Below are 23,025 nucleotides of genomic sequence, written 5' to 3'. Positions count from 1 at the left end.
TTTTTTAACTTTCTTCAATTTTAGTATTGACTTTTTATTTGCAGGCTGAAGTAACGAGAATGCGACGCGCAGTTTTCAAAAACGCTCCCCTAGTATCTATAACGCAAGGGGAGCGTCTATTTTCAATTAGTTCGCTTGTTCTGATAATCGAGTTTTGCTTAAGCTCTCTCCCAGCGGCCTCCCGGGGCTGAAGATATAACACAATAAGCAATATTCAAACTTGAGGTTCCAGCTTTAATATACGAACGACAGGACCGTCCACACTCTAAAGTCGAATATGTAATCATCTGCGTATTATTTGGAGTATAGTGATATGGGGTTCCTCCAGCAGGATTTGAAATTGTTTTTGTAATATCATCATACTGGAATCCCACCTCTGGTGAATATTTGGATGTCTGCATTAAACTACTTGCTTTCATAGAGGTTCCGTAGTTCAGTGTTGTTTCAAACCAATTAATTCGTACCTTTAATGCCTGACGGTCATTTGTCACGGATACTTTCATGGTTGCATAAATGCTGTACTGGCTAAGCTGCCCCGTATTGCTTACAATATCAGTGATTGCTACTCTTTGCTGATGCTCGTCTACAATCAACAAACCCGTTGAAATAATATCCTGCTCGCTGCCATTTTCATCCACTACCTGTGTGATTGACAAATAATCATCCGGCTTTGCATCAATGGCGCGGGTCTTCATCTGTTTTTCCTGATATTGTTCAATTGCAACCTTAATTACGTCACTTTCATTCGTGATGTGATTGTTTAAAACCTCTTCATACACTCTGTTTTTTAATTCTGCATTTGTTTCTGCTTTTACTTTGGATTACAATTTCGCTTCCAAATCCTTCTTCACCTACCCCACCATTTACAACAACATCTCTTCCTACAAATCCTGATGGTGGTCAAAGTTAATCAAATATTTTATTTGTCTTGACATAACTTTCCATTAATTTATAATTTGTTTGCATCTTATATAATCTTAAAAGATCTAAATCCTGTTTAAAATATTTCTTGCACTTTACATCTTTTTGTGCTTCTAAAATACAAGCCTCAACCATTAATGAAGTGTGCAATGATCCTCCTTTTCCGGCAAATAATGTCTGTCGAATTCTTTTTCGACAGACACCTATTGCTTTTTCAAAATATCCCAATTCTTCCAACGCCATCCCATAATTTCCCATACTCATACCCCAATCTAAGATGTGAAATACAGGTTTAATAAAACTTTTTTCATATTGTCCCACTAAAAATTGATATATTTCCAATGCTACTTTATAATTCTGTTCACCCCAATAAATCAATGCCATTTCTGTCAAAATACTAACTTCCTCTGTATTTAAAACATATTCCATTTTTTGTCCTTCTTCAACTTTAAGTGACATAGCAAGTAATTCTTTTAATTGTTTTATAAATTGTTCCGTATATTCTGCATTTTCCTTATATTTTACTTTTACCCTTTCTGTTTCAATATATTGGTAATTTTTCTTCAAATTACAGTCTAATTTTTCTTCAATTTTTGAAAGTACCTTTTCTGCATTTCCATACTCTTTTCGATGAATAAACTTCGAAAATTCAATCTTCAACTCCAGCGTCTCATACTCTTCCACTTGAATCCCCGTCTCAATTCTATCCCCACTCCTTCCCATCTTCTCCATCATCTGACGTAGATTTCCGCTTCGTGGTTTCTGATTTCCGTTTTCGATTCTTGCCAATGTTTCCTGCGCACAAATGTCTTCACTCAGTCCTTCCTGTGTAAGTTTTGCCGCATTTCTTGTTCGACGTATCAATTCTGCATCAATCTCGAAATTCCGAACCACATGGTCAAACAGACGGTAATTTTTAAAAGAAACTTTATAATCACTTTCCAATTCCAGAAGGCTTGCACGTTCCTGTCGCAGCAACCCAATAAATTCTGCGTTACTATTTTCTTTTTCCAGAATCTGCGCATACTGCTCCAGAATTTCCGGCATATAAAGCAGTTTCCCTTCTTCTCTCAAGTTTTCTAACGCCGTTTCTGTTATCAATTTTAAATAAGTATCCGCTTTTCCATCTCGGGCTGTTTTTTCTATTAACAATGCAGCATATGGAATTACTTTTACTCGTTCTGTCCTCTCAAAGTTTTTCTGAAAGATCTCCTCTACTAACTCCTGAAGTTCTTTCTCTCCTCGTTCACGATCTGTACCAAAACAGACTTCCCATCGAAATAGCAGAAGTTTGTATTCCTCTGCACTTAAAATCCCTGTCTTTCTCTGTATTTCCGCTTCTGGCATTGTCTGTACAATTGCCTTTTCCAAATGTTCGCATACTGTCTCTACTGATTTACCACGAAGCCATGCAATCTGCGCATATTCCTGCTCAATGAACTGCTGATGCAGCGGCTCCTTTGCTCTTTTATTCTTCTCATATTCAAGCAGACATTGTTTTGCTTCTTCCCATTTTTTTTGACAAATTTTCTGTTGTATCTCCTGACGCAATTCATAGATATTGTAAATGTCCCTTGGCAATATATAAGTGAGCCTCTCCACCGATTTTCCCAACCGTCCCATAATTCGATCAATCAGAAAAAAATCAATTTCCTGCTGATCTGCTTCAATTCTTGCATATTTTGACACAGAAGAAATACCCAGGCATAATTGTTTTTGTCGTATTCCTTCTTTCTCTCGTAATTTCCATAGTAATTGACCAATTCCTTGCATCTGTTTCCCTTTACTGATTCCTTTTTCTATGTTATTTTTTGTGACTTTTATTATGATTTTAAAATTGTATTTACAGCAAGAGAAATTATCACTATATTTTAATTTGATTTTTATACAAATCCACGTTTTCTATTTTTATAAGTAAAAAAGTGTAATTTTTCCCTTTTTCATACGTATAATATGCTTTGAATTTATTTTCATATTTTTCTTTTAAAAATCGAGTAGGAGAAAATTCCTCTTGATGAGGAATTTTCGACCTCTCACACCACCGTGCGTACCGTTCGGTACACGGCGGTTCAATCAACTTAACATGTAACACACCTTTCGGTGTAATAATCTAACATTGAGATTAGTCCAAATGAGGCTAATCTCTTGTTTGTTATTGCTATATTTACAGCACCACAGCTACATACATGAGCATAGGCTCTTGAACAATAACCAACTTTGTATGCTGTAATCCTGTCAATTCCAAGCTTCATCAAATTCTTTGCACGATTCTGCGGAGTTTTCCAGTGTTTCCATATGCACATACGAAGTCTATACCGAATATTTGCATCTAATTTCGCACATAAGATTTTCATACTACCTATCTTGAAGTAGTTTATCCAACCTCGGATAAGCTGATTGAGCTTCTCTACCTTATAGCTGTTGCTGACGCCCCAACTACGACAGGTGAGTCCTTTCATTCTTTTCTTAAACTTCGCTACTGATTTTGCATGCGGTTTTGCCTTAAACTGATGTGCTCTTGAATCAAAGTAGAATCCATACCCAAGGTATTTAAGTCCACTTGGTCTATCTACTTTGCTCTTAGTCATGTTGACTTTGAGCCCTAGTTTCTCTTCGATGAATCGTGAGATATTTCTCATAACTCTGTTTGCAGACATTTCACTTCCAACCATGATAATACAGTCATCCGCATATCGTACAAAATTAAGCCCTCTCTTTTCCATTTCCTTATCCAGTTCGTTCAACATGATGTTTGCCAGTAGCGGCGAAAGGTTTCCTCCTTGCGGTGTTCCCACAATAGAGTCCTCATACTCATCATCTATCATAATTCCGCTGACTAGGTATTTCCTAACAATAGAGATGACATCTCCATCTTTAATCGTTCTACCAATAATAGTCATCAACTTATCATGATTTACTGTGTCAAAGAACTTTTCCAAGTCAATGTCTACAATCCAGTCATTACCATCATTCATCATTTCGAGTGCTGTTAGGATTGCTTGCTGTGCACATCTATTCGGTCTGAATCCGTAGCTATGGTCATGGAACTGTTCCTCATAGATTGGTGTTAAGACCTGTGCAATGGCTTGCTGTATGAATCTGTCTGTTACTGTTGGTACTCCCAGGTTTCTGACACCACCGTCTGGCTTTGGTATCTCCACTCTTCGTACTGGTTGAGGTTTATATTTTCTTGTCCTCAACTGTTCCTTGATAATTTCGCCGTCCTTTACAAGATGTTCTTTAAGTTCTGTGTACTTCATTCCGTCCACTCCCTCGGCACCTTTATTTCGTACGACTTGCAGATATGCTCTGTTGAGATTATCGCTGGATAGTATCTGCTTCATTAGACTACTTGTGTCCATGCGTTCTTTCCTTTCCGTCTCGCTTGATTTGACCACCCTTTTCCCGATTGGTTACGGCAGATGTTGTCATTTCTGCAATACGAGACATACTCAAACTTATTGATTGTTCGCCCCTTCGCTCCATCTCCATTACAGAGACTTCTTCGCTACTATGGGCTCGGCTGACTTCTCACAGTTCGTTGTTACTAGGCTAATGAAACCTCTGTGAGACCTCCACGCTTAAGGTGCACGCTCTTTCCTCTCATATATCCGCCACATTTACTCGGTTCCTACAAACGGCAACTTTACGGCTTTGTCTTATTTAGCAGACTTACCAAGCGGAACCTAGCCTCATATGTGATTTCTGTCCGTCGGACCAAGAGTTTGCTTACAGCTTCCTTCAGATTCTACCTTACGATAGACACCCTTGCTGTTCAGCTATACACTTCCTTGTCGCCTAGGCGTGTTCGGGACTTTCACCCGTTAGAGCGCGCCCATGGCGCGCAAACTAAAATATGGAATTGCCCTAAATCAAGGCAATTCCATGCATTATAATTTATCTTTAGTATGGAACCCTCCCATTCTTTACCCATAGCAAAGTAAAGCATCGGTGCATGCAGCAGCAGGCTGTCATATCCCATCAACGGCATCGTTTCTGTCGATGCTTTGACCTCATCGGATGTTATGAGCGGAAGCCGCAGCGCCATCAGCCCAAAGCAGAGCGAATATCCCAAAAACACAGCCAGAAAGCCGCCGAAAGCCGTCATTAACACATGGGAAAAACTATAAACGCTGCTATGTACCCGCGGTAAAATACAGTTGATATAATTTTTCTGCACATCCTCCCAGTAACTGAGCGCGAACGGCAATACGACAAGAATTGTATTCGTCACCAGAAATGCACTTACACCGCCGCGCGCATTCACCAGATAATAAACCGAGCAGTTTCCTCCTGATCCTGCTGCTTCAGGGTAAATGCTCAGGAAGGTAAGTACGGCAATAAAGGCAATTGCGAGATAAAATTTCCACGATTTTATCATTCTGCTGAAATCGGAATGCAGCATTCGAAAAAAGACCATTTTTTTGTTCACCCCCGTCTCGTATGAATGTTCCATGATACCATTTTTATATTTTCATGATAGCGTAAACGCCTGAAATAGTTTATGACGTTTTCTGAAACTTTGAACAAAAAACTTTTTATTCATTTTATCAAGTTGGAACTTTCTCCACCAGATCTTCTACCGTACATACTAATGCCCGCGCAATCTTCAACAAGGTCTCTGTCTGCGCCTTGTTAATATCCTTTCTTCGCTGTTCATACTGCTGAATGGTCCGAACCGAAACACCTGCCTGCTGTGCCAGTTCACTCTGACTTAGATTTGCAAAAGTACGCAATTCTTTCAAGTTTGTCTCCGGTTTTGCTTCACGATATAATTCATTCATTTTATCTACAAACTGACGAACATCCATTTCATGATATGGCGTGTAGAGCATTCGCACTTCAGTTACAGGAATAGCCTGGTTTATTTCCGCAAAAGACAAACTGGTACTCCACTGATAATAGGCCAACGCCCAGCCTGTCCAATATTCAGGGCTGCGATCGTAAGAATAAGAGGGGGCTTGTTCCGGCTTTGGTTCCCCTGCTTCCTGTAATACTTCATATGCAATTTCAACTCCCGACATTCCCGCTACCACAGAACAGTCACCTCGTTCAAACCGTGACGCTGTATTACTCATACAAAACCACTGCCATACAGTTTCCAACGGCCGTTTTAAATCATTGACCATATAATCCAGCATGCAGGCAAGATTTTTTTGTGCAACAGAAAGATATAATTTATCGTAAGCGTGGATCATCTGGTTTCATCTCCTCATCTAAAATTGTGGTGATATATAAATCACCCCGCTGACGGCGGTTTCGTTCCAGATCAAAATATTGCCGACGCGCCATATGATCACGGGATGCTTTCCTCTTATACCATTCCTGCACACTTGCAATCTCATACCCTGTAAATTCCAAACGTTCAAATGCTCTTCTGCTTTTTAAAACAAACTGCTGGCCCAGTTTTCCCAGACGCATTGCATTACTCAACTGACGGTAAGAAATTGCACCATTAATAAAATCCGCTGCAAAAGAAAAATAGCTGTCGTCAGCACGATATCCAATGATAATATCTGCCTTTTCATAATCAAGATGAAAATTTTGTAGCAAATATTCTTTTGCTTCTGCCGCCAACGGTGTGGATGCATCAAATTCTCGATTTTCCAACAAAATCGTAAGCCAATGGAGCATTGTATAGTCGCGCATATTCAAATTGAGAACTTTCAATCCATCACATTCAATCTCATATCTATTTGCGTAACCATTTTTATCCGTACTGACACCCCATTCTTTGGCCATATTTTGGTTTTCTGTACAGTAAAATCCAACACCATAATCATTATAAATTTTTCCATAACCATATTTCGGCCGTTCAATAATATGATCCGAACCATGATAAACTGTTTTTTTCATTTTACCACCTCTGCTTCAAATTATACTTCTAAAGGCGTACAAAAACAATAAATAGAAAAATTTTATCCAATGCGTCGTAAAACCCCTTGCTTTAGCTATGGGGATATAAGACGCATTGGATAAGCATCCTCCTTTTTGCAAATCGGCAGATATTTCAATTTCTAATTTAAATTCATTGCAACTTTTCTTCATTATATGGCAAAAGTCAGAATCTTTGCATGACGTTTTCCTTAACTTTTTTAAACACAAAAAATCCCTCCCCACACATCACGCATGGAAAGGGATTTCAACTTTCATTCTATTCTATTTTCCGCTCTAGCAGATCTCTGCACCCGCCGGCATTGCTTTTTCCGGGGTCATGAGGCATACGTTGCCTTCGGCGTCCTCGGCGCAGAGCAGCATTCCTTCGGACATCATTCCTGCCAGTTTGGCCGGTTTCAGGTTGGTCAGGACCATAACCTTCATTCCGATGGTGTCTTCCGGTTTGTAATATGCTTTGATTCCGGAGACGATCTGTCTTGTCTGGCTTCCGACTTTGACCTGGAAGCAGAGGAGTTTTTTCGATTTCTTCACTGGCTCGCAGGAGATGATTTCACCTACCTGGAACTGCATTTTTCCGAAGTCTTCGAAAGTAATTTCTTCCTTCGGCTCAAGGTCAATCACTGCTTCCTCTTCTTTTTCCTCTTCCTGGGATGCAGCAGCCATAGCAGCTTTCTGTTTTGCCTGGATCACTTCTACTTTTTCCATAACCTCTTTGACGTCGAGTCTCTGGAACAGGATCTGCGGCTGATCGGTTACCTGATTGCCCGATGTATACAGTCCGAACTGATCCAGCTCTTCGTAGCTGCGTTTCTCTGCATTCAACTGAGCCAGGATCTTCTCGGTAGTCTCCGGCATGAAGGACTCCAGAAGGCATGCGCCGATGGTGATGCTCTCTACCAGGTTGTACAGAACCTCTTCCAGACGATCTTTCTTTGCCTCGTCTTTTGCCAGTGCCCACGGCATCGTCTCGTCAATGTATTTGTTGCAGCGTTTGAACAGACCAAAGATTTCGGTCATCGCATCTGCCACACGCAGCTCTTCCATCTTTGCAGCAACTTTTGCTTTTGTTGCGGTAACGACTGCTTTCAGATCATCATCCACCTCTTCTGCTGCGCCGGTCTTTGTCACAACGCCGCCGAAGTATTTGTTGCTCATGGAGATGGTACGGTTTACCAGGTTTCCAAGAGTATTGGCAAGGTCGGAATTCATACGCTCAACCAGCAGCTCCCAGGTAATGACACCGTCGTTCTCAAACGGCATCTCGTGCAGAACGAAGTAGCGGACAGCGTCTACGCCGAACAGGTCTACCAGATCGTCTGCGTAGATCACGTTTCCTTTGGATTTACTCATCTTGCCGTCGCCCTGCAGCAGCCACGGATGACCAAATACCTGTTTCGGAAGCGGCAGATCGAGTGCCATCAGGAAGATCGGCCAGTAAATGGTATGGAAACGGATGATGTCTTTTCCGATCAGATGCAGGTCTGCCGGCCACAGCTTGTTGAACTGCTCGGAGCTGTTTCCGTCACAGTCATAACCGATTCCGGTGATGTAGTTGGTCAGTGCGTCCAGCCATACGTAGGTAACGTGCTTCGGATCGAAGGATACCGGGATTCCCCAGGTGAAGGAGGTTCTGGATACACAGAGATCCTGCAGTCCCGGAAGAAGGAAGTTGTTCATCATCTCGTTCTTTCTGGAAACCGGCTGGATGAACTCCGGATGGGTGTTGATATAATCGATCAGTCTCGGTGCATATTTGCTCATTTTGAAGAAATATGCCTCTTCTTTTGCCGGGGTAACCGGGCGTCCGCAGTCCGGGCATTTTCCGTCTACAAGCTGGGACTCGGTGAAGAAGGATTCACACGGTGTACAGTAAAGGCCTTCATAATATCCTTTGTAGATATCTCCCTGATCGTACAGTTTTTTGAAGATTTTCTGTACCTGTGCCTCGTGATCGGCGTCGGTGGTACGGATGAATTTGTCGTAGGACGTATTCATCAGATCCCAGATTCTCTTGATCTCAGTGGATACGTTGTCTACGAATTCTTTTGGCGTGATACCTGCCTCTTCTGCTTTCAGCTCGATCTTCTGGCCATGCTCATCGGTTCCGGTCTGGAAGAATACATCGTAGCCCTGCTGACGTTTGAAGCGGGCGATGCTGTCCGCGAGTACGATCTCGTAGGTGTTTCCGATGTGCGGCTTGCCGGATGTGTAGGCAATCGCCGTGGTGATATAATATTTCGGTCTGATTTTTTCCATTGCTTTCATTTCTCCTTTCAAATAAAAAAACTGCCTTATTCCGCTCTCTTGTAGTCGGAAGAAGACAGGTTTGTTTACCCGTGATACCACTTCTTTTCGTCCCTGCCTCACAGCAGAAACCTCTGCAGGTACATGTGCTATACCTCTCCGCTGTAACAGGCGGAACCTGTCGCAGCCTTACCGTTTCAGATTGTTGTTTTCACGGTTCGGTGCGCCTCTCGGAAGCCATGTTCGATCTGCCGCTCCTCCTCCCCTCTCAGCCTGCAAAACCGGAATGGTTTTCGGGGGTGTTCTCTGTAAATTCGCACATGCAGATGTACTCTCTTCGTCACTGTGTTTTGTTTTTATGCACTGGTTTTATGCTAACACATTTACATCAATTTGTAAACCGCAAAAAAGCCCGCCGTACGGGGATTTTTCATATTCTCCCCATTCGGCGGACTTTTCATTCATCGTAACAATTATCTGTGGTTTGCTTTGATCACAGACATTGCTGCTTCATCTGCTACAACTGTCAGATCGTTGTGAAGCTGCAGGATGGAAGCCGGAACCTGCGGAGTAACCGGTCCGTACAGAACTTTGTCGAGGATCTCTGCTTTTCCTTCGCCGCTGACGATCAGCAGAACTTTTCTTGCCTGCATGATGTTCTTGATTCCCATGGTGTATGCCTGGGTCGGAACATCCTCTACTTTTTCAAAGAAACGTTTATTTGCCTGAATGGTGCTCTCGGTCAGGTCAACGCAGTGTGTCTCTTTCTCGAATGCTGCGCCCGGCTCGTTGAATCCGATGTGGCCGTTGTTTCCAAGTCCAAGAAGCTGCAGGTCAATGCCGCCGACGCTGCGGATGATTTCGTTGTAAGCTGCGCATGCTTTTTCGCTGTCCGGCTCCAGCCCGTTCGGAACGAAGGTGCGCTCTTTGTTGATGTTGACATGATTGAACAGGTTGGTGTTCATGAAGTAACGATAGCTCTGATCATTCTCCGGGGAGAGTCCTTTGTACTCGTCCAGGTTTACGCTGGTGACATTTGCGAAATCAAGGTCGCCTTTGTTGTACCACTCAACGAGCTGTTTGTAAGCGCCGACCGGGGTAGATCCGGTTGCAAGGCCGAGCACTGCGTGCGGTTTCATGATCACCTGCGCGGAGATGATGTTTGCTGCTTTTCTGCTCATATCATTGTAATCTTTTGCTTCAATTAATAACATTTGTTTTTCCTCCAAATTTCTTCTATATAATAAATTACATAATAACCTGTTTCAGGTTCAGTTCGTCGTCCACCAGAAGTACATGCGCTTTTTTGCCCGGTGCAATGGATCCTACTTCATCGTAGATACCGATGCTCTGTGCCGGATTTCTTGTTGCCGCAAAAATGGCATCTGCCAGCGGAATATCAAACGAAACTGCTTTTCTCATGCAGTCGTACAGGTTCGTAGCGGAACCCGCGATGGTCTCACCGTCGGTCAGGGTCGCTTTTCCGTCTTTCATCCAGACAGCCTGTCCCCCGAGGGAATACGTTCCGTTCGGCATTCCCGTTGCCATCATGGAATCGCTGATGAGAACCATACGTTCACTTCCCATCATGGAGAAGGTCGCGCGGACAACAGCACCGTGAATGTGATAGCCGTCGCAGATCAGCTCCATGCGGCACTCCGAATCGTCAAATGCTGCGCCGATGACACCAGGGTTACGGTGTGCGAACGGCGGCATGGCGTTGTACAGATGGGTGACATGGTGTGCTCCTGCTTTCATGGCAGCCAGCGCGGTGTCATAATCTGCTGTTGTATGGCCGATGGAAACCATGACTTCATCGGAAACCTCTTTGATAAATTCCAGTGAGCCAGGCATATTCGGGGCCAGGGTTACGAGACGGATTTTTCCGCCGCTCGCCGCATTGCATGCGCGGAAGAACTCAGCGTTCGGAGCCACGATGTTCTCCTCTGCCTGTGCGCCTTTTTTGATCGGATCGATGAACGGTCCTTCCATGTTGACGCCGGCGATCACTTCTGCTTCCGGCTCATCTTTGATTGCTTCGATGGTTCCGAAGATTTTCAGCAGATCGTCTTTTGGCAGTGTCATGGATGTCGGGCAGTAAGAGGTAATGCCGTGCGCTTTCTCGTAGCGCAGGATCTCTTTTAAACCTTCCACGTCTCCGTCTGAAAAATCATGTCCGGCAGCGCCGTGGCTGTGTACGTCAACCAGTCCCGGCAGAACCATCATGCCTTTCGCATCGATCACTTCCTGATCGATCACTTCTTCTTTTGTGGAAACGAAACGTTTTCCTTCTATATAAAGATCTTTTTCCGCAAACGTTCCGTCTTCCTGAAATACACGTCCGTTTTTGATAATCATTGTCTTGCCTTCTTTCTTTGATCTGTTCTGATTATAATTTATGTTGATTTTATTTTCAACTATTTTTATATTTTAGAAATTACTTTCACGTCATTAAAGTTCTTTCCATTTTTCCGCCCGCTTTCCCGTGCAATTCACACACAATTGAAAGTTGATTCACCACTCTGCCTGTGATACAATAAAGCAAGAACTGATCTGAATTTTTTTCAGATATTTACAGATACCAGGAGGACTTACGTTCCATGGAACACTTTGAAAAATCGATTATTCCTGTCATTGAGTCTGTCTATCCCTCGTTCACTCCCCTGGAACGGACGGTAGCAGATTTTTTTATTCATAATACCGACGAGTCGGATCTGTCCGCGCGCCACGTTTCGGAACTGCTCTATGTTTCGGAGGCTTCGCTCTCCCGCTTTGCGAAAAAATGCGGCTACACGGGCTACCGCGAATTTGTCTACCGTTACCAGGAAGGTCTAAACGCCGCACTGCCTGGCACGGACGATCACATCAAACAGGTGCTGAATACGTATCAGGAGCTGCTGAATAAAAGCTACTCGCTCGCCGACCGCGCGCAGATTGACCGCATCTGCCATATTCTCACTTCGAAGCGTCGGGTGTATGTCTACGGTCTTGGAAGCTCCGGACTTTCCGCCCAGGAAATGAAGCTGCGTTTTATGCTTGCAGGCGTGGATATTGAAGCAATTACCGACATTCACATCATGAAAATGAATGCCGTTCTGCTCAATGAGAGCTGCGCTGCAATCGGCATTACCGTCAGCGGACAGACACCGGAGGTGCTGCGTGCGCTCGGAGCCGCAAAGGAAAAGGGAGCCTCTACCATTCTCTTTACTTCCCGCAGCTCCAGCGATTACGATGCCTTCTGCGATGAAGTCCTGCTGCTTGCGGTCAAAGAGCATCTGAAAAACGGCGGCGCAATCTCTCCGCAGTTCCCGATTCTCGTTATGATCGACGTTCTGTACTCGCATTTTCTCACGACCGACAGCGAGCGCAAGGAGGCTTTATATGAATACGCCGTCACCAAACTCCATGAAACGTGATCCCGGCCGCGGCAGCGCGTATCTTTCTTTTCTGAAGAAACGCTGCCGCGATTTCTTTTTCTTCTGCCTGCTCCTCGGCGTTTACGTCGCCTTCATCACCCTCACAGGCATCGGCTGTCCGATCCGGTTTTCCACCGGCATTTCCTGCCCGGGCTGCGGAATGAGCCGCGCGGTACTGTTAATGCTCTCCGGTCATTTTCGGGCGGCATTTCGGATGCATCCGCTCGTCTATGCCGTACTGCCCGCAGGGATATGGCTCTTCTTCGGGCCGGAACAGACGGCGGGACTTCGGCGTTTTAAAAAGGGGATCATTACGGTGCTTGTCGTGCTGCTTCTCGCCGTTTATGCCTGGCGCATTTATTACCACGACCCGCTCCTTTCTATTGACCCTTCTCTCGGGCGCGTGCTACAATGGTTCTATCTTAATTAAAGGGGGTATTTACAAATGAATGTAAAAGACAACCGCAGTTTCTGGTTCTATCTTCTGCTCACATTTCTGACGTGCGGACTCTACTCGATCTACTTCTGGTATGTTTATGTGGAAGACCTGAACACCATCTTTTACGGTGACGGCGAAGACAGCCCAAACTACATTATCGTGCTGCTTCTGTCCTGGGTTACCTGTGGAATTTACGGCGTTTACTGGCGTTACAAACAAGCGAACCGCATGTACCGCGAATCCTACGACCGCTACGGTGTGATGATTGAGGAAAACGGTTCCGCCATTCTTCTGTGGACGCTGCTCGGCTACCTGACCGGCGGAATTGGCCAGCTCGTTGCCGACTATTTCATGATCCAGAACCTGAATAAGACGGCACTCGTTTATAATTCACGTGCATATTAAGCAGGGGAGGCGTTTTTTATGGCAACATCTATGGTAAAGGGAAATCCGGTAAAGCTGATGCTCTCGTTTGCCTTTCCGCTTCTCATCGGAAATCTGCTGCAGCAGACGTATAACATCATTGATGCGGCGATTGTCGGCCAGGCACTTGGCCCGGAGGCACTCGCCAGCGTCGGTGCAAGCAGCAGTGTACAGTTTCTGGTGCTCGGCTTCTGTATGGGAAGCTGCACGGGATTCAGTGTCCCGGTTGCCAAGTATTTCGGCGCCGGAAAGCTTGATAAAATGCGCGATTATATTTTTAATGGTGCTGCACTTGCTGTCCTGATTGCGGCCATTCTGACCACACTCTGCAGTTTACTCTGTGCACCGATTCTGCACCTGCTGTCGGTTCCGTCCGATATTTTCGCGGATGCTTACGCATATCAGCTTGTGATTTTCCTCGGAATTCCGTTTTCGATTCTGTACAATTATCTTTCCAGCATCCTGCGCGCCGTCGGGGACAGCCGCACACCGTTTCTGTTTCTGGCATTTTCGGCAATTCTGAATATTTTCCTCGATCTGTTCTGTATTATCATTCTGCATCTGGGATGCGCAGGAGCGGCGATTGCGACGATTTCCGCCCAGGCGATCAGCGGACTTTTATGTCTGTTTTTTATTTCCCGTAGGGTAAAGCTCCTGCTTCCGACAAAAGAAAACCGCACTCTGCGAAAGGATGCCGCGCAGGAACTCCTCGCAATGGGCATTCCGACGGGACTGCAGTTTTCGATCACGGCGATCGGCAGTATGGTAATGCAGTCAGCGAATAATGGACTTGGCAGTGTTTATGTTTCGGCGTTCACAGCTGCTATGAAAATCAAACAGTTTATGATGTGCCCGTTTGATGCGATCAGTACCGCGGCTTCCGTTTTCTGCAGTCAGAATCTCGGAGCCGGCCAGTCAAAGCGAATCCGTCAGGGACTCCGCCAGGGTGTGCTTGTCGGTGTCGGCTATGGTGCGTTTGCAGGTGTCATCATGATTCTGTTCGGACGGCCGCTGACAAAGCTCTTTATTGTCAGCTCTGCTTTCGAAGCAATCAACGCTTCGGCAAAATATCTGCGCTGCCTCGGATTTTTCTACTGGATGCTTGGTATTTTGAATGTCTGCCGTATGGTAACGCAGGGACTTGGCTACTCGGGAAGAGCCGTTTTCTCCGGCGTAATGGAGATGCTGGCACGAACGATTGTCTGCCTGGGATTTGTCGGTGCGTTTGGCTTCACCGCAATCTGCTTTGCGGATCAGGCTGCGTGGCTCGCCGCCTGCTGCTATATCGCACCGACATGTCTGTACTGCGTGAAGAAATCCACGAAAATGATTGCGGATCGCGGTGCGAAATAATAACGTTATTTTCTGTCTTACAGCGGCTTCCAGATACTTCTCAGGTTATCGCGGCAATCACCAGAAACTTGTTCCATCACAGATTTTGGTTCATTGCCCGCAAAATCAAGAAAAAGATACTGTTCTGCATGGAATCATCTTCCCCGCAAAACAGTATCTTTTTTCTTGTTTTTTCAGCGTTACCGCTCGATTCCATCTCTTGCCGCAAGACCCTTGTCAAACGGATGCTTGATTTTTTTCAGCTCCGAAACATAGTCCGCCCGCTCAATCAGCGCCTCCGATGGTCCCTGCCCTGTCAGAATCACTTCCAGCTTCTCCGGCTTGTGATCCAGAAAATCCAGAAGGAGCTGCTCATCAAACAGTTTGCTTCCAATCGTATAAACCAGTTCGTCCAGAAACAGTACATCGTATTCTTCCTGAACTGCTTTTTCTGTCACTTTCTGAAACTGCTCTTCATAATACCGTTTCTGCTCTGCCTTCTCCTCCGGTGTCATCAGAAACGAAAACTTTATCTTGTCCTGCCCCGGCACAAACGTCACATTCGGCGACAGTAAGAGCACCTTCCGCTCGCTCGTGCTGTTATCTTTCATAAACTGATAAATCAAAACACGGTATCCATACCCTGCCGCACGCGTGCAGAGTCCCATACCACAAGTCGTCTTTCCTTTTCCATCCCCACAGTAGATGTGGACACAGCCTGTCTGTTTTTCCATGGTGAAAACCTCGCTTTTTCTTTCTATGTTCATTTGTAAACAACAGGTAATTCGAAACAAGTTCGCAATCCCAAGTAAAAATTGTAAACAACGGAAAAAGGAGGGCAGATTTTATTCCGCCCCCCAAAAAGGTTTCCTGATTATTTACCAAAATATCTAGCCAGCAGACCAGCGAATGCTTTTCCGTGTCTAGCTTCGTCTCTTGCCATCTCATGCACGGTGTCATGGATTGCATCAAGATTCAGGGCTTTGGCACGTTTTGCAAGATCTGTTTTACCAGCGGTTGCGCCGTTCTCTGCTTCTACACGCATCTGCAGGTTTTTCTTGGTGCTGTCGGTTACAACTTCGCCGAGAAGCTCTGCGAATTTTGCTGCGTGCTCTGCCTCTTCGTAAGCTGCTTTTTCATAGTACAGACCTACTTCCGGATATCCCTCGCGGAATGCTACTCTGGACATTGCCAGGTACATACCAACCTCGGAGCACTCGCCCTCGAAATTGGCTCTCAGGTCTTTTTTGATATCTTCCGGAACATCGGATGCTACGCCAACTACATGCTCTGCTGCCCAGGTCAGATCCTCGCCCTGCTCGATAAATTTCTCTTTCGGTGCTTTACAGATCGGACAGACTTCCGGTGCTTCTGCTCCTTCATAAACATATCCACATACGCTGCATACAAATTTTTTCATAGTCTTTCTTTCCTTTCTTTTTGTTGTGTATTTAATTTTATCATTTCCAATTTTGTGGTTTATAACAGTTTTTTATTTTTGATATTAGTAACTGTTACTGATATTACTTTAACATAAGCTTCCCTTTTTGTCAATGCCTATTTTTAATTTTTTCTTTCTTCCTGGGGATGCTATACGTTCCCCGGGTGATTTTTGCAGTTCTCGCAGATGCCGTAAAAATTCACAGAGTAATCTTCGATCGTACCTCTGAAATTTTCCGCTGCTACGTTCTTGATTTCGCTGATGTCACGCATTGTAAGGTCTGTCACGCAGTGACATTTTCTGCAAATGAAATGGTGATGCGTGGAAGTATCTCCATCGAACCGGTCCGGGCCATCTCCTGTTGTAAGACGCTTGATCTCTCCTAATTCAGAAAGAAGAGACAGGTTCCGGTATACTGTGCCAAGACTGATATTGGGAAATTCTTTCCGTACATCGGTATAGAGCATATCTGCGGTCGGGTGATCCTTTCGTCCCTGAAGGCAGACTTTGATGCTTTCTCTTTGTCTGCTATACTTGAGTGTTGACATAGTTCTTTTCCTTTCGTGTCTTTCGATAACAGTAATTGTTATTATATTTATACTATAAGGCTGCTTCTCGCAAAAGTCAAGAAAAAGATCACTACCCTGTCTACACAGATTTCCGTCTGTCCCAAGATCAAAAATTCCCCAAAAACGAGGAGTGCCCAGGAACCTCTCGGCGCCTGGGCTATTATTATGAAAAAATCTTAATTGTGTAGTGATTGCATACACGCTGTTCTTTTGGAACTGAGATAACTATACCAATTAATTATGAACAGATTATGAACGTGCAGTGAATCTTCTGTGAATCTGTACATTTTTTAGAATTATTTTATATTTTATTTGTGTATTTATCACATATTTTATTTCTAATTCTGTCCCTTACTCTCTACTCTGTCTAGAAATCGTTTTTCTCCGTTAATTTTTCTATTCGTATTGCCCATCCCCGATTTTCCCTGTCATTTCTCTCTCATTTATGTTAAGATTGATGTACAGCCAATGCGGCAGAATGGAGGATTTTTTATGAGTACCGGAAATCAGGAATATATACGAGACATGAACCGCGCCCTGGTTCTCGAGGCAATCGCCAACCATCCGCCGCTTTCCCGCGCAGATCTGGCGAAAATGCTGCATCTGACAAAAGCAACCGTATCCACCATCGTCCAGGAACTGCTCGACCGCCAGCTCGTCATAGAACTCGGCAGCGCCGAAAAAACTTCCATGGGTCGAAAACCGATTCTGCTTACTTTTAATAATCGCTGCGGTTCCATCATCGCCGTCGATCTCGGCGTAAAAAAGATCACCATTCTCACCGGAGATCTGAAGGGAAAATCATGTACTGTAAAAGAATACCCGATTGATCCATCCCTCTCCCTGGAGGAATACCTGATTTCCCTCCTCCACAAAACCAAATCCGACCTCCCCAAGACCCCGTGCGGCCTCGTCGGAATCTCCATCGGAATCTACGGCGTCGTCTGCGACGACCTCGTTTTATTCACACCCTACTACGATCTAAAACACTCCAACCTGAAAAACTACCTCGAAGAAGAATTTCAGGTCCCTGTCATCGTAGAAAATGAAGCCAACCTCTCCGTCATCGGCGAAGCCGCCTGCGCAGAGCACTTTAAAAATATGATCTTCCTGAACATCCACGAAGGCGTCGGCATGGGAATCCTCATTGACGGCGAACTCTACACCGGCCAGAACGGCTACGCCGGCGAATTCGGCCACACCATCCTCTTCCCCGATGGCCGGCCCTGCCCCTGCGGCAACCACGGCTGCCTCGAACAGTACATCTCCGAAGCCTCCGTCCTGAACGATTTTGCCGCCGCCGAAGGCTTAGAAAACGTCTCCGTCGAACGCTTCATCCAGTATTACCAGGAAGGCAACCCCAACGCCCGCAAAGTAATGCAGGATTTCACCCACTACATCGGAATCAGCCTGAACACGGTTCTCCACACCTTCAACCCGGACGTCATCGTCATCAACAGCTCCTTCACCAACTACATCCCAGGTCTGATCGACGAAATCACCTCCGGAATCCAGAACCGCCTCCGCTGGTACCTCCACGTCCTCCCGGCTCACCTGCAGGATGTCTCCGTCCTCATGGGCGGAATCAGCCTCTGCTCCCGGAACTTCCTCGGAATTTCCACCTTTAAGCTGCTGGACCTGTAACTCAGAAATAAGTCCCTGTTCAGAGCCCCATCTCGATTCCGCTGCGCTGCATCTTGATGTGGCTTCTCGCCATATGAAATTTCAGAAAAAAGTGCTCATTCATGCAAGCATGATTCGCAATTTGTTCTGAAATTTCGCATGGCTCTGAATAGTCACAATTTGTTCATGATTTTTTTACAACATGAACACGCTTTCAACATAATTTACCCGTATACTAAAAGCATAAATAATGAATGCCAACATTATTTACACAATTTTCTTTTTCATATTGCCGATTAGAAAATCGGCTCTCCTTCCTTTAAAAATAAAAATGAAAGAAAGCACTGTTTCGCCAACGGTGCTTTTTTTCATGCCTTTTTCTCATTTTCTCCCATCTTCCTCACAACAATCTCACGCCGATCCGCCCATCCGGGCGGATCCAGACCTCCCCTCCCGCCCCCACTACCAGCCTCGCCGCCGCCCGTCCGTCCTTGCGTGATGCGGCATGGCAGCATTGGAAAAGCGGGCAGGAAAAACCAGAAAAAATGGAGGCCTTTCGAGAGACTGAAATCTGGTGCTCAACACCAGATTTCAAGGCATTCTGAGCTGGGAAAGCATCAGGCTTTCCTGGCGAATAATGCCGGTGTCTGTCGAAAGACCTCCATTTTTTCTACGTTTTTCCCCCGCTTTTCCACCGCTGCCATGCGCATCACGCAAGGGCGGACGGGCGGCGGCGAGGCGTCCCCTCTATTTACACAATTCATCCGTCAACCGCGCAAACTCCTGTAAATTCAATGCCTCCCCACGAATCGTAAGCGGCCAGCCGCAGGCTGTGATTGCAGCCTCAATCTCCTCTTTCGAAAAATGCAGCAGCTCCGAATTTTTCAGTCCGTTCGCCAGCGTCTTCCGTCTCTGATTAAACGACGCCCGAATAATGGAGAACATCAACTTCTCATCCTTCGTCTCCACCGGCATCACCTCATGACGCGTCAGCCGGATCACCGCACTTCCAACCTTCGGCCGCGGCATAAAACAGTTCGGCGGCACATTCGCCACAATATACGGCTCCGCATAATACTGCACCGCCAGCGACAGCGCCCCGTAATCCTTCGATCCCGGCCCCGTCTGCATCCGGTCCGCAACCTCCTTCTGAACCATAACCGTAATCGAATCCACCGGCACATGATTCTCAAATAATCCCATAATAATCGGCGTCGTAATATAATACGGAAGATTCGCCACAACCTTGATCGGCCGTCCGTTGTTCTTCTCCTTCGCCAGCGCCGCCAGATCCACCTTCAAAACATCATTGTTGATAACCTCAACATTATCATAATCCGACAGCGTATCCTCCAGAATCGGGATCAGATTCTTGTCAATTTCCACCGCACACACACTCCGCGCAGCATACGCAAGATACTGCGTCAGCGTACCGATACCAGGTCCGATTTCCACAACAAAATCGTCCGGTCCGATACCTGCAGCGGCTACAATCTTATCCAGCACATGTGGATCGATCAGAAAATTCTGACCATACTTTTTCTGAAATACAAAGCCGTACTTCTGCAGTACGGCTATTGTATTCTGCGGCTCCCCGAGCCACGGTTTTACTTTCTCCATAAATTCTCCATGTATTTAGAACTCAAAGTCTTTCTCGTAAAGAATCACGCGGTCGTCCGCATCGGTATGCTTTCTGGACATGCGTCTTCCGAATTTACGGGTTCCCTTTTCTGCATGGGCGATGGCACGATCCACCATATCTTTGACCTGTGAAATCGTCATCGGCTCGCCCTCCTTCTGATTGTTGCCAATCTGTGTATACAGAGCAAGCACACCCATCTCGTCCATCTTGTATCCATTCTCACGCGCATACGTGCGGGCAAACGTAACCAGCTCGTCGTTCGTGAAAACAGGAATCGAAATGACCGTCTCAAACTTCTTCGCAAAATCAGGGTAATTCCGCAGAAGACCTCTCATGCTGACCTTCTCATCCTCGATGATCAGAACCAGACTGTCGGTACGGAAATCCATTGCCTGCGACAGCTTCTCGATCGTCTCCGGGTACATCAGACCGGCACGCTCGATCAGGAGGAAACCTCCCGCCAGCTTTGAAACAATCTGCGCACAGTCCTTTTTGTTCAGAACAGATGCATCCAGACGGGCCATCTTCGTTGCCGGAAGTTTTAAGTCAGCACAGATTGCACGGACGAGATCCTCCGACAGCTTCGTTTTTCCAGTACCGTATCCGCCCATAATGGCAATGTTTCCATGACGGGAAGTACGGTCGCCTGCGTAATGATAAACACCATGCATTGCATCCAGAATCTGGATATCCATGCCTGGAACTTTCGCAAAGTAAGTAAACAGCGCTTTCTGCTCGTCACTCAGCTTATCCGGCTGGGTGTCGTTCAGGATGCGGAGTCTTGCCTCCTCCGGCGTCTCCTCGCGGAGCACCTCTTCAATCGATTTCGCAACAGTTCCTTCCGGAATGTTGTCGCGGATCAGCTGAACGGTGGCATCCGTTGTTTTTTCGATGCTCATGTTGATCGTCGCATCGGATACGCGCTCACGCTTTGGCTCGGTCGGAACTTCGATTTCGATTTCCTCCGGGGTAATCTCGATCGGCTGGGTTCCTGCCGGCTCAAACGGATCGGCTGGCTCAGTCTCGGCCGGAGTTTCCGGCTCTGTTTCGCTTTCCGGCTCGTCAGCAGGTTCTGCTTCCGCAGTTTCCGGCTCATCCGGCAGTTCGATTTCCGATGCTTTTTCAGCTTCCTGCACTTCTGCGTTCAGCGCTGCCTGAAGCTCACTAAAATCGATGGTCGGCCGTGTCTCCTCTGCCGGTTTCAGATCCGCGATGACAACCGTTGCATCCATGGACGGTGTCTCCGCCGGTTCTACGGTTTCCTCAATTTCGGCTTCCGCCTGAGCCTTCTCGGCTGCTTCTGTTTCAGCTTCCACTGCTGGTTCTGTAACTTCTGCTTCTTCGATTTCAGCCTCGGCTGCCGGTTCTATAATCTCTTCGATCTCAGCTTCATCCATCGGCTCTGTAGCTTCTTCGGTTTCAGCCTCATCCGCCGGTTCTGTGATCTCTTCGGTTTCCGCTTCATCTGCCGGTTCTGCATCTTCTTCCGGCTCAGCTTCCGCCTGCGGCTCCTCTGCCGTTTCCCGTGCCTCTGTCTCGGACTCCGGATCCATCGGCTGCTCTGCGGTTTCGGCTTCTGCTGCCGGTTCCACTGGCTCTTCTGCTTCTTCCTCCGCAACTTCCTCCGACAGGTTTGCTGCGGTCTCCTGGAACAGTGCTTCGAGGTCCGGCTCTTCGTATTTCTTCTCCGGCTTCGGTGCTTTCGGCATTACCGGCTCGGCTTTTTCCTTCGGTTTTGGCTGCGGTCTTGTCTTGATTGTCGTGTTGGCATCCGGGGATACCTCTACGTTTACATCAAGCTGCTCCGGCTCCAGATCTTTTACTTCGTACTGTACCGGCTCTTCGCTTGTCTCTTCCTCGACTGCCGTCTCTTCCTGTTTCTTTCCGCGGAAGGAGAAGACATCGCGGATGCTCTTTGCAAGCTCTGCGTGAAGATCGATCGTATTTCCAAGGTACGTCGGCGTGCTGTCTGCATACGCCTGCTCTTCCGGAATCTCCTCGATCGGCTCCTCTGTCTGCTGCAGTGCTTCGTACTCCTGCACCTGCTCTGCATCTGCCTCGGCCTGCTGTGTTTTCTCATATGCTTCGTACGGCGAACCGGCTTCTTTTTCTTCTTCACCGGCCACATACTGGCTCATCACACCGCCGTTTACCGGTTTTACTTCCGGCGTCTCTGCCGGCTCTTTCGTCGCAGCCATTTCACCGGCTCCGCTCTCTCCGGCTAACCGCACTTCAAGTGCTTCCGGATCCTCAGACGGCTCTTCATTCTTTTTGTAGTCAAAACGATGCTCGTATTTGATCTGCTGGGACGGTGACAGCGGCTCGTACTTCATTTTCAGATCCATTGCCTTTGTCACATATTTGCCCTCGCTGAACCACAGGATCAGCTCATCACAGGCATCGATGCATTTCTGCGTCTCTCCGGCTTTGCTGTAAAGGTTTGCCAGTTCATATGCCCATCTCTCGGTAAATTCCCGCTCTTTGTATTCCTCCAGAAGGGAAATCTGCTCCTCAAGCGGCGCTTTCTGTCCTCTTAAAATCTTGTATTTCAGCAGATACCGGGAATTATCGTGACGTGCGACTGCTTCAAACTCGTTGTAAAAGTCAATCGCCTCATCAAAGTCTTTCATTTTTACGGAGACCTCTACCAGGCGGTACAGAATGCCCTTTCCGATGGAGGAACGGTCATACGCCATCAGCAGAATCTTCTTCGCCTCCGGATATCGTTTGTTCGCCTCATAGACATCCGCTACCATGCCGAGCGTACGCAGACTCTTGACACGCCGCCAGTCAACGGCTTCTACAACTGCAAGTGCCCCCTCATAGTCCTCTTTTTTTACCAGACTGTTCAGCTCTTCCAGCCGGCTTTGATATTCAGCTTTATCCAATCTTTTCACCTCAATACATTTCAGATTGTTTTAGTTCATAGACACGAACAGTGTACCACACTCCCCGTAGAATGTCAAAAGAATGCCTGTTTTGCAGGCATTTTTCGGGATGCAGATCCTTCCAGCGGGCATCAAAAAAAGAACACCCGCCCCTCCGGTTTTCCCCGGAAAAGCAGGTGTCCCCTAACT

The 23,025-nt window shown here is 46.3% G+C and carries 19 protein-coding genes; 5 read left to right on the top strand and 14 right to left on the bottom strand.

Annotation, left to right across the window (positions count from 1 at the left end):
- Nucleotides 1-158: 158 nt before the first annotated feature.
- The 9 genes from DWY63_RS17300 to nagA all read right to left on the bottom strand — a co-directional run bounded on the left by DWY63_RS17300 (nucleotide 159) and on the right by nagA (nucleotide 11,421).
- Nucleotides 159-779, bottom strand: a complete 621-nt coding sequence (locus tag DWY63_RS17300; RefSeq protein ID WP_055268443.1) for a hypothetical protein — start codon at nucleotides 777-779, stop codon at nucleotides 159-161.
- 127 nt (nucleotides 780-906) lie between these two features.
- Nucleotides 907-2,694 carry a helix-turn-helix domain-containing protein gene (locus DWY63_RS17295; protein WP_117802700.1) on the bottom strand — a complete coding sequence of 596 codons (1,788 nt, stop codon included), beginning with the start codon at nucleotides 2,692-2,694 and terminating at the stop codon, nucleotides 907-909.
- A gap of 305 nt (nucleotides 2,695-2,999) precedes the next feature.
- Entirely contained in the window at nucleotides 3,000-4,283 is a 1,284-nt protein-coding gene (ltrA, locus tag DWY63_RS17290) for a group II intron reverse transcriptase/maturase (protein WP_117802699.1), read from the bottom strand.
- Nucleotides 4,284-4,738: 455 nt separating this feature from the next.
- Nucleotides 4,739-5,353 carry a hypothetical protein gene (locus DWY63_RS17285; RefSeq protein WP_158568388.1) on the bottom strand — a complete coding sequence of 205 codons (615 nt, stop codon included), beginning with the start codon at nucleotides 5,351-5,353 and terminating at the stop codon, nucleotides 4,739-4,741.
- Between the two features lie 118 nt (nucleotides 5,354-5,471).
- Nucleotides 5,472-6,119, bottom strand: coding sequence for a helix-turn-helix domain-containing protein (locus DWY63_RS17280; protein ID WP_055220951.1), 648 nt, complete (start codon nucleotides 6,117-6,119; stop codon nucleotides 5,472-5,474).
- Nucleotides 6,100-6,777, bottom strand: a complete 678-nt coding sequence (locus tag DWY63_RS17275) for a DUF3990 domain-containing protein (protein WP_117802697.1) — start codon at nucleotides 6,775-6,777, stop codon at nucleotides 6,100-6,102. Before DWY63_RS17275 ends, DWY63_RS17280 begins: the two co-directional genes overlap by 20 nt.
- A 315-nt stretch (nucleotides 6,778-7,092) precedes the next feature.
- Complete coding sequence (gene metG / locus DWY63_RS17270; protein ID WP_117802696.1) at nucleotides 7,093-9,075, bottom strand: methionine--tRNA ligase; 1,983 nt, start codon at nucleotides 9,073-9,075, stop codon at nucleotides 7,093-7,095.
- Nucleotides 9,076-9,536: 461 nt separating this feature from the next.
- Nucleotides 9,537-10,277 carry a glucosamine-6-phosphate deaminase gene (gene nagB / locus DWY63_RS17265; protein ID WP_117761352.1) on the bottom strand — a complete coding sequence of 247 codons (741 nt, stop codon included), beginning with the start codon at nucleotides 10,275-10,277 and terminating at the stop codon, nucleotides 9,537-9,539.
- Between the two features lie 34 nt (nucleotides 10,278-10,311).
- Complete coding sequence (nagA, locus tag DWY63_RS17260) at nucleotides 10,312-11,421, bottom strand: N-acetylglucosamine-6-phosphate deacetylase (RefSeq protein WP_055225779.1); 1,110 nt, start codon at nucleotides 11,419-11,421, stop codon at nucleotides 10,312-10,314.
- 242 nt (nucleotides 11,422-11,663) lie between these two features.
- Here nagA and DWY63_RS17255 point away from each other — a divergent pair, with 242 nt between their 5' ends.
- Genes DWY63_RS17255 through DWY63_RS17240 form a run of 4 tightly spaced genes read left to right on the top strand, consistent with a single transcriptional unit; the run spans nucleotide 11,664 to nucleotide 14,694 of the window.
- Nucleotides 11,664-12,479, top strand: coding sequence for a MurR/RpiR family transcriptional regulator (locus DWY63_RS17255; protein ID WP_022462919.1), 816 nt, complete (start codon nucleotides 11,664-11,666; stop codon nucleotides 12,477-12,479).
- Entirely contained in the window at nucleotides 12,445-12,909 is a 465-nt protein-coding gene (locus DWY63_RS17250; protein WP_117761353.1) for a DUF2752 domain-containing protein, read from the top strand. The genes DWY63_RS17255 and DWY63_RS17250 overlap by 35 nt, the downstream gene beginning before the upstream one ends.
- A gap of 15 nt (nucleotides 12,910-12,924) precedes the next feature.
- Nucleotides 12,925-13,323, top strand: a complete 399-nt coding sequence (locus tag DWY63_RS17245; RefSeq protein ID WP_022462917.1) for a DUF4234 domain-containing protein — start codon at nucleotides 12,925-12,927, stop codon at nucleotides 13,321-13,323.
- An 18-nt stretch (nucleotides 13,324-13,341) separates the two neighbouring features.
- Nucleotides 13,342-14,694, top strand: coding sequence for an MATE family efflux transporter (locus DWY63_RS17240; protein ID WP_117802695.1), 1,353 nt, complete (start codon nucleotides 13,342-13,344; stop codon nucleotides 14,692-14,694).
- Nucleotides 14,695-14,873: 179 nt separating this feature from the next.
- On the opposite strand, the gene DWY63_RS17235 is transcribed toward DWY63_RS17240, so the two are convergent.
- The 3 genes from DWY63_RS17235 to DWY63_RS17225 form a co-directional block, all read right to left on the bottom strand.
- Nucleotides 14,874-15,407, bottom strand: a complete 534-nt coding sequence (locus tag DWY63_RS17235) for a cob(I)yrinic acid a,c-diamide adenosyltransferase (protein ID WP_022462915.1) — start codon at nucleotides 15,405-15,407, stop codon at nucleotides 14,874-14,876.
- A gap of 140 nt (nucleotides 15,408-15,547) precedes the next feature.
- Nucleotides 15,548-16,093, bottom strand: a complete 546-nt coding sequence (locus DWY63_RS17230) for an NADH peroxidase (protein ID WP_022462914.1) — start codon at nucleotides 16,091-16,093, stop codon at nucleotides 15,548-15,550.
- Nucleotides 16,094-16,263: 170 nt separating this feature from the next.
- The gene (locus DWY63_RS17225; RefSeq protein WP_022462913.1) at nucleotides 16,264-16,662 is read right to left on the bottom strand and encodes a Fur family transcriptional regulator; all 399 of its coding nucleotides are present in this window, start codon (nucleotides 16,660-16,662) and stop codon (nucleotides 16,264-16,266) included.
- 513 nt (nucleotides 16,663-17,175) lie between these two features.
- On the opposite strand from DWY63_RS17225, the gene DWY63_RS17220 reads away from it, so the two are divergent.
- Nucleotides 17,176-18,327, top strand: coding sequence for an ROK family transcriptional regulator (locus DWY63_RS17220; protein WP_117802694.1), 1,152 nt, complete (start codon nucleotides 17,176-17,178; stop codon nucleotides 18,325-18,327).
- A 726-nt stretch (nucleotides 18,328-19,053) separates the two neighbouring features.
- Here the strand turns inward: DWY63_RS17220 and rsmA are convergent.
- A complete protein-coding gene (gene rsmA, locus DWY63_RS17215; protein WP_022461748.1) occupies nucleotides 19,054-19,926 on the bottom strand; it encodes a 16S rRNA (adenine(1518)-N(6)/adenine(1519)-N(6))-dimethyltransferase RsmA in 873 nt (290 codons plus the stop codon).
- 15 nt (nucleotides 19,927-19,941) lie between these two features.
- The gene (locus DWY63_RS17210; protein WP_442857758.1) at nucleotides 19,942-22,845 is read right to left on the bottom strand and encodes a hypothetical protein; all 2,904 of its coding nucleotides are present in this window, start codon (nucleotides 22,843-22,845) and stop codon (nucleotides 19,942-19,944) included.
- Nucleotides 22,846-23,025: the final 180 nt, after the last annotated feature.

The sequence above is a fragment of the Blautia sp. AF26-2 genome, assembly GCF_003460955.1.
In the GTDB taxonomy this organism is placed as follows: domain Bacteria; phylum Bacillota; class Clostridia; order Lachnospirales; family Lachnospiraceae; genus Fusicatenibacter; species Fusicatenibacter saccharivorans.
Note: the sequence above shows the minus strand (reverse complement) of the source record. Positions and strands in the feature narration are given on the sequence as shown.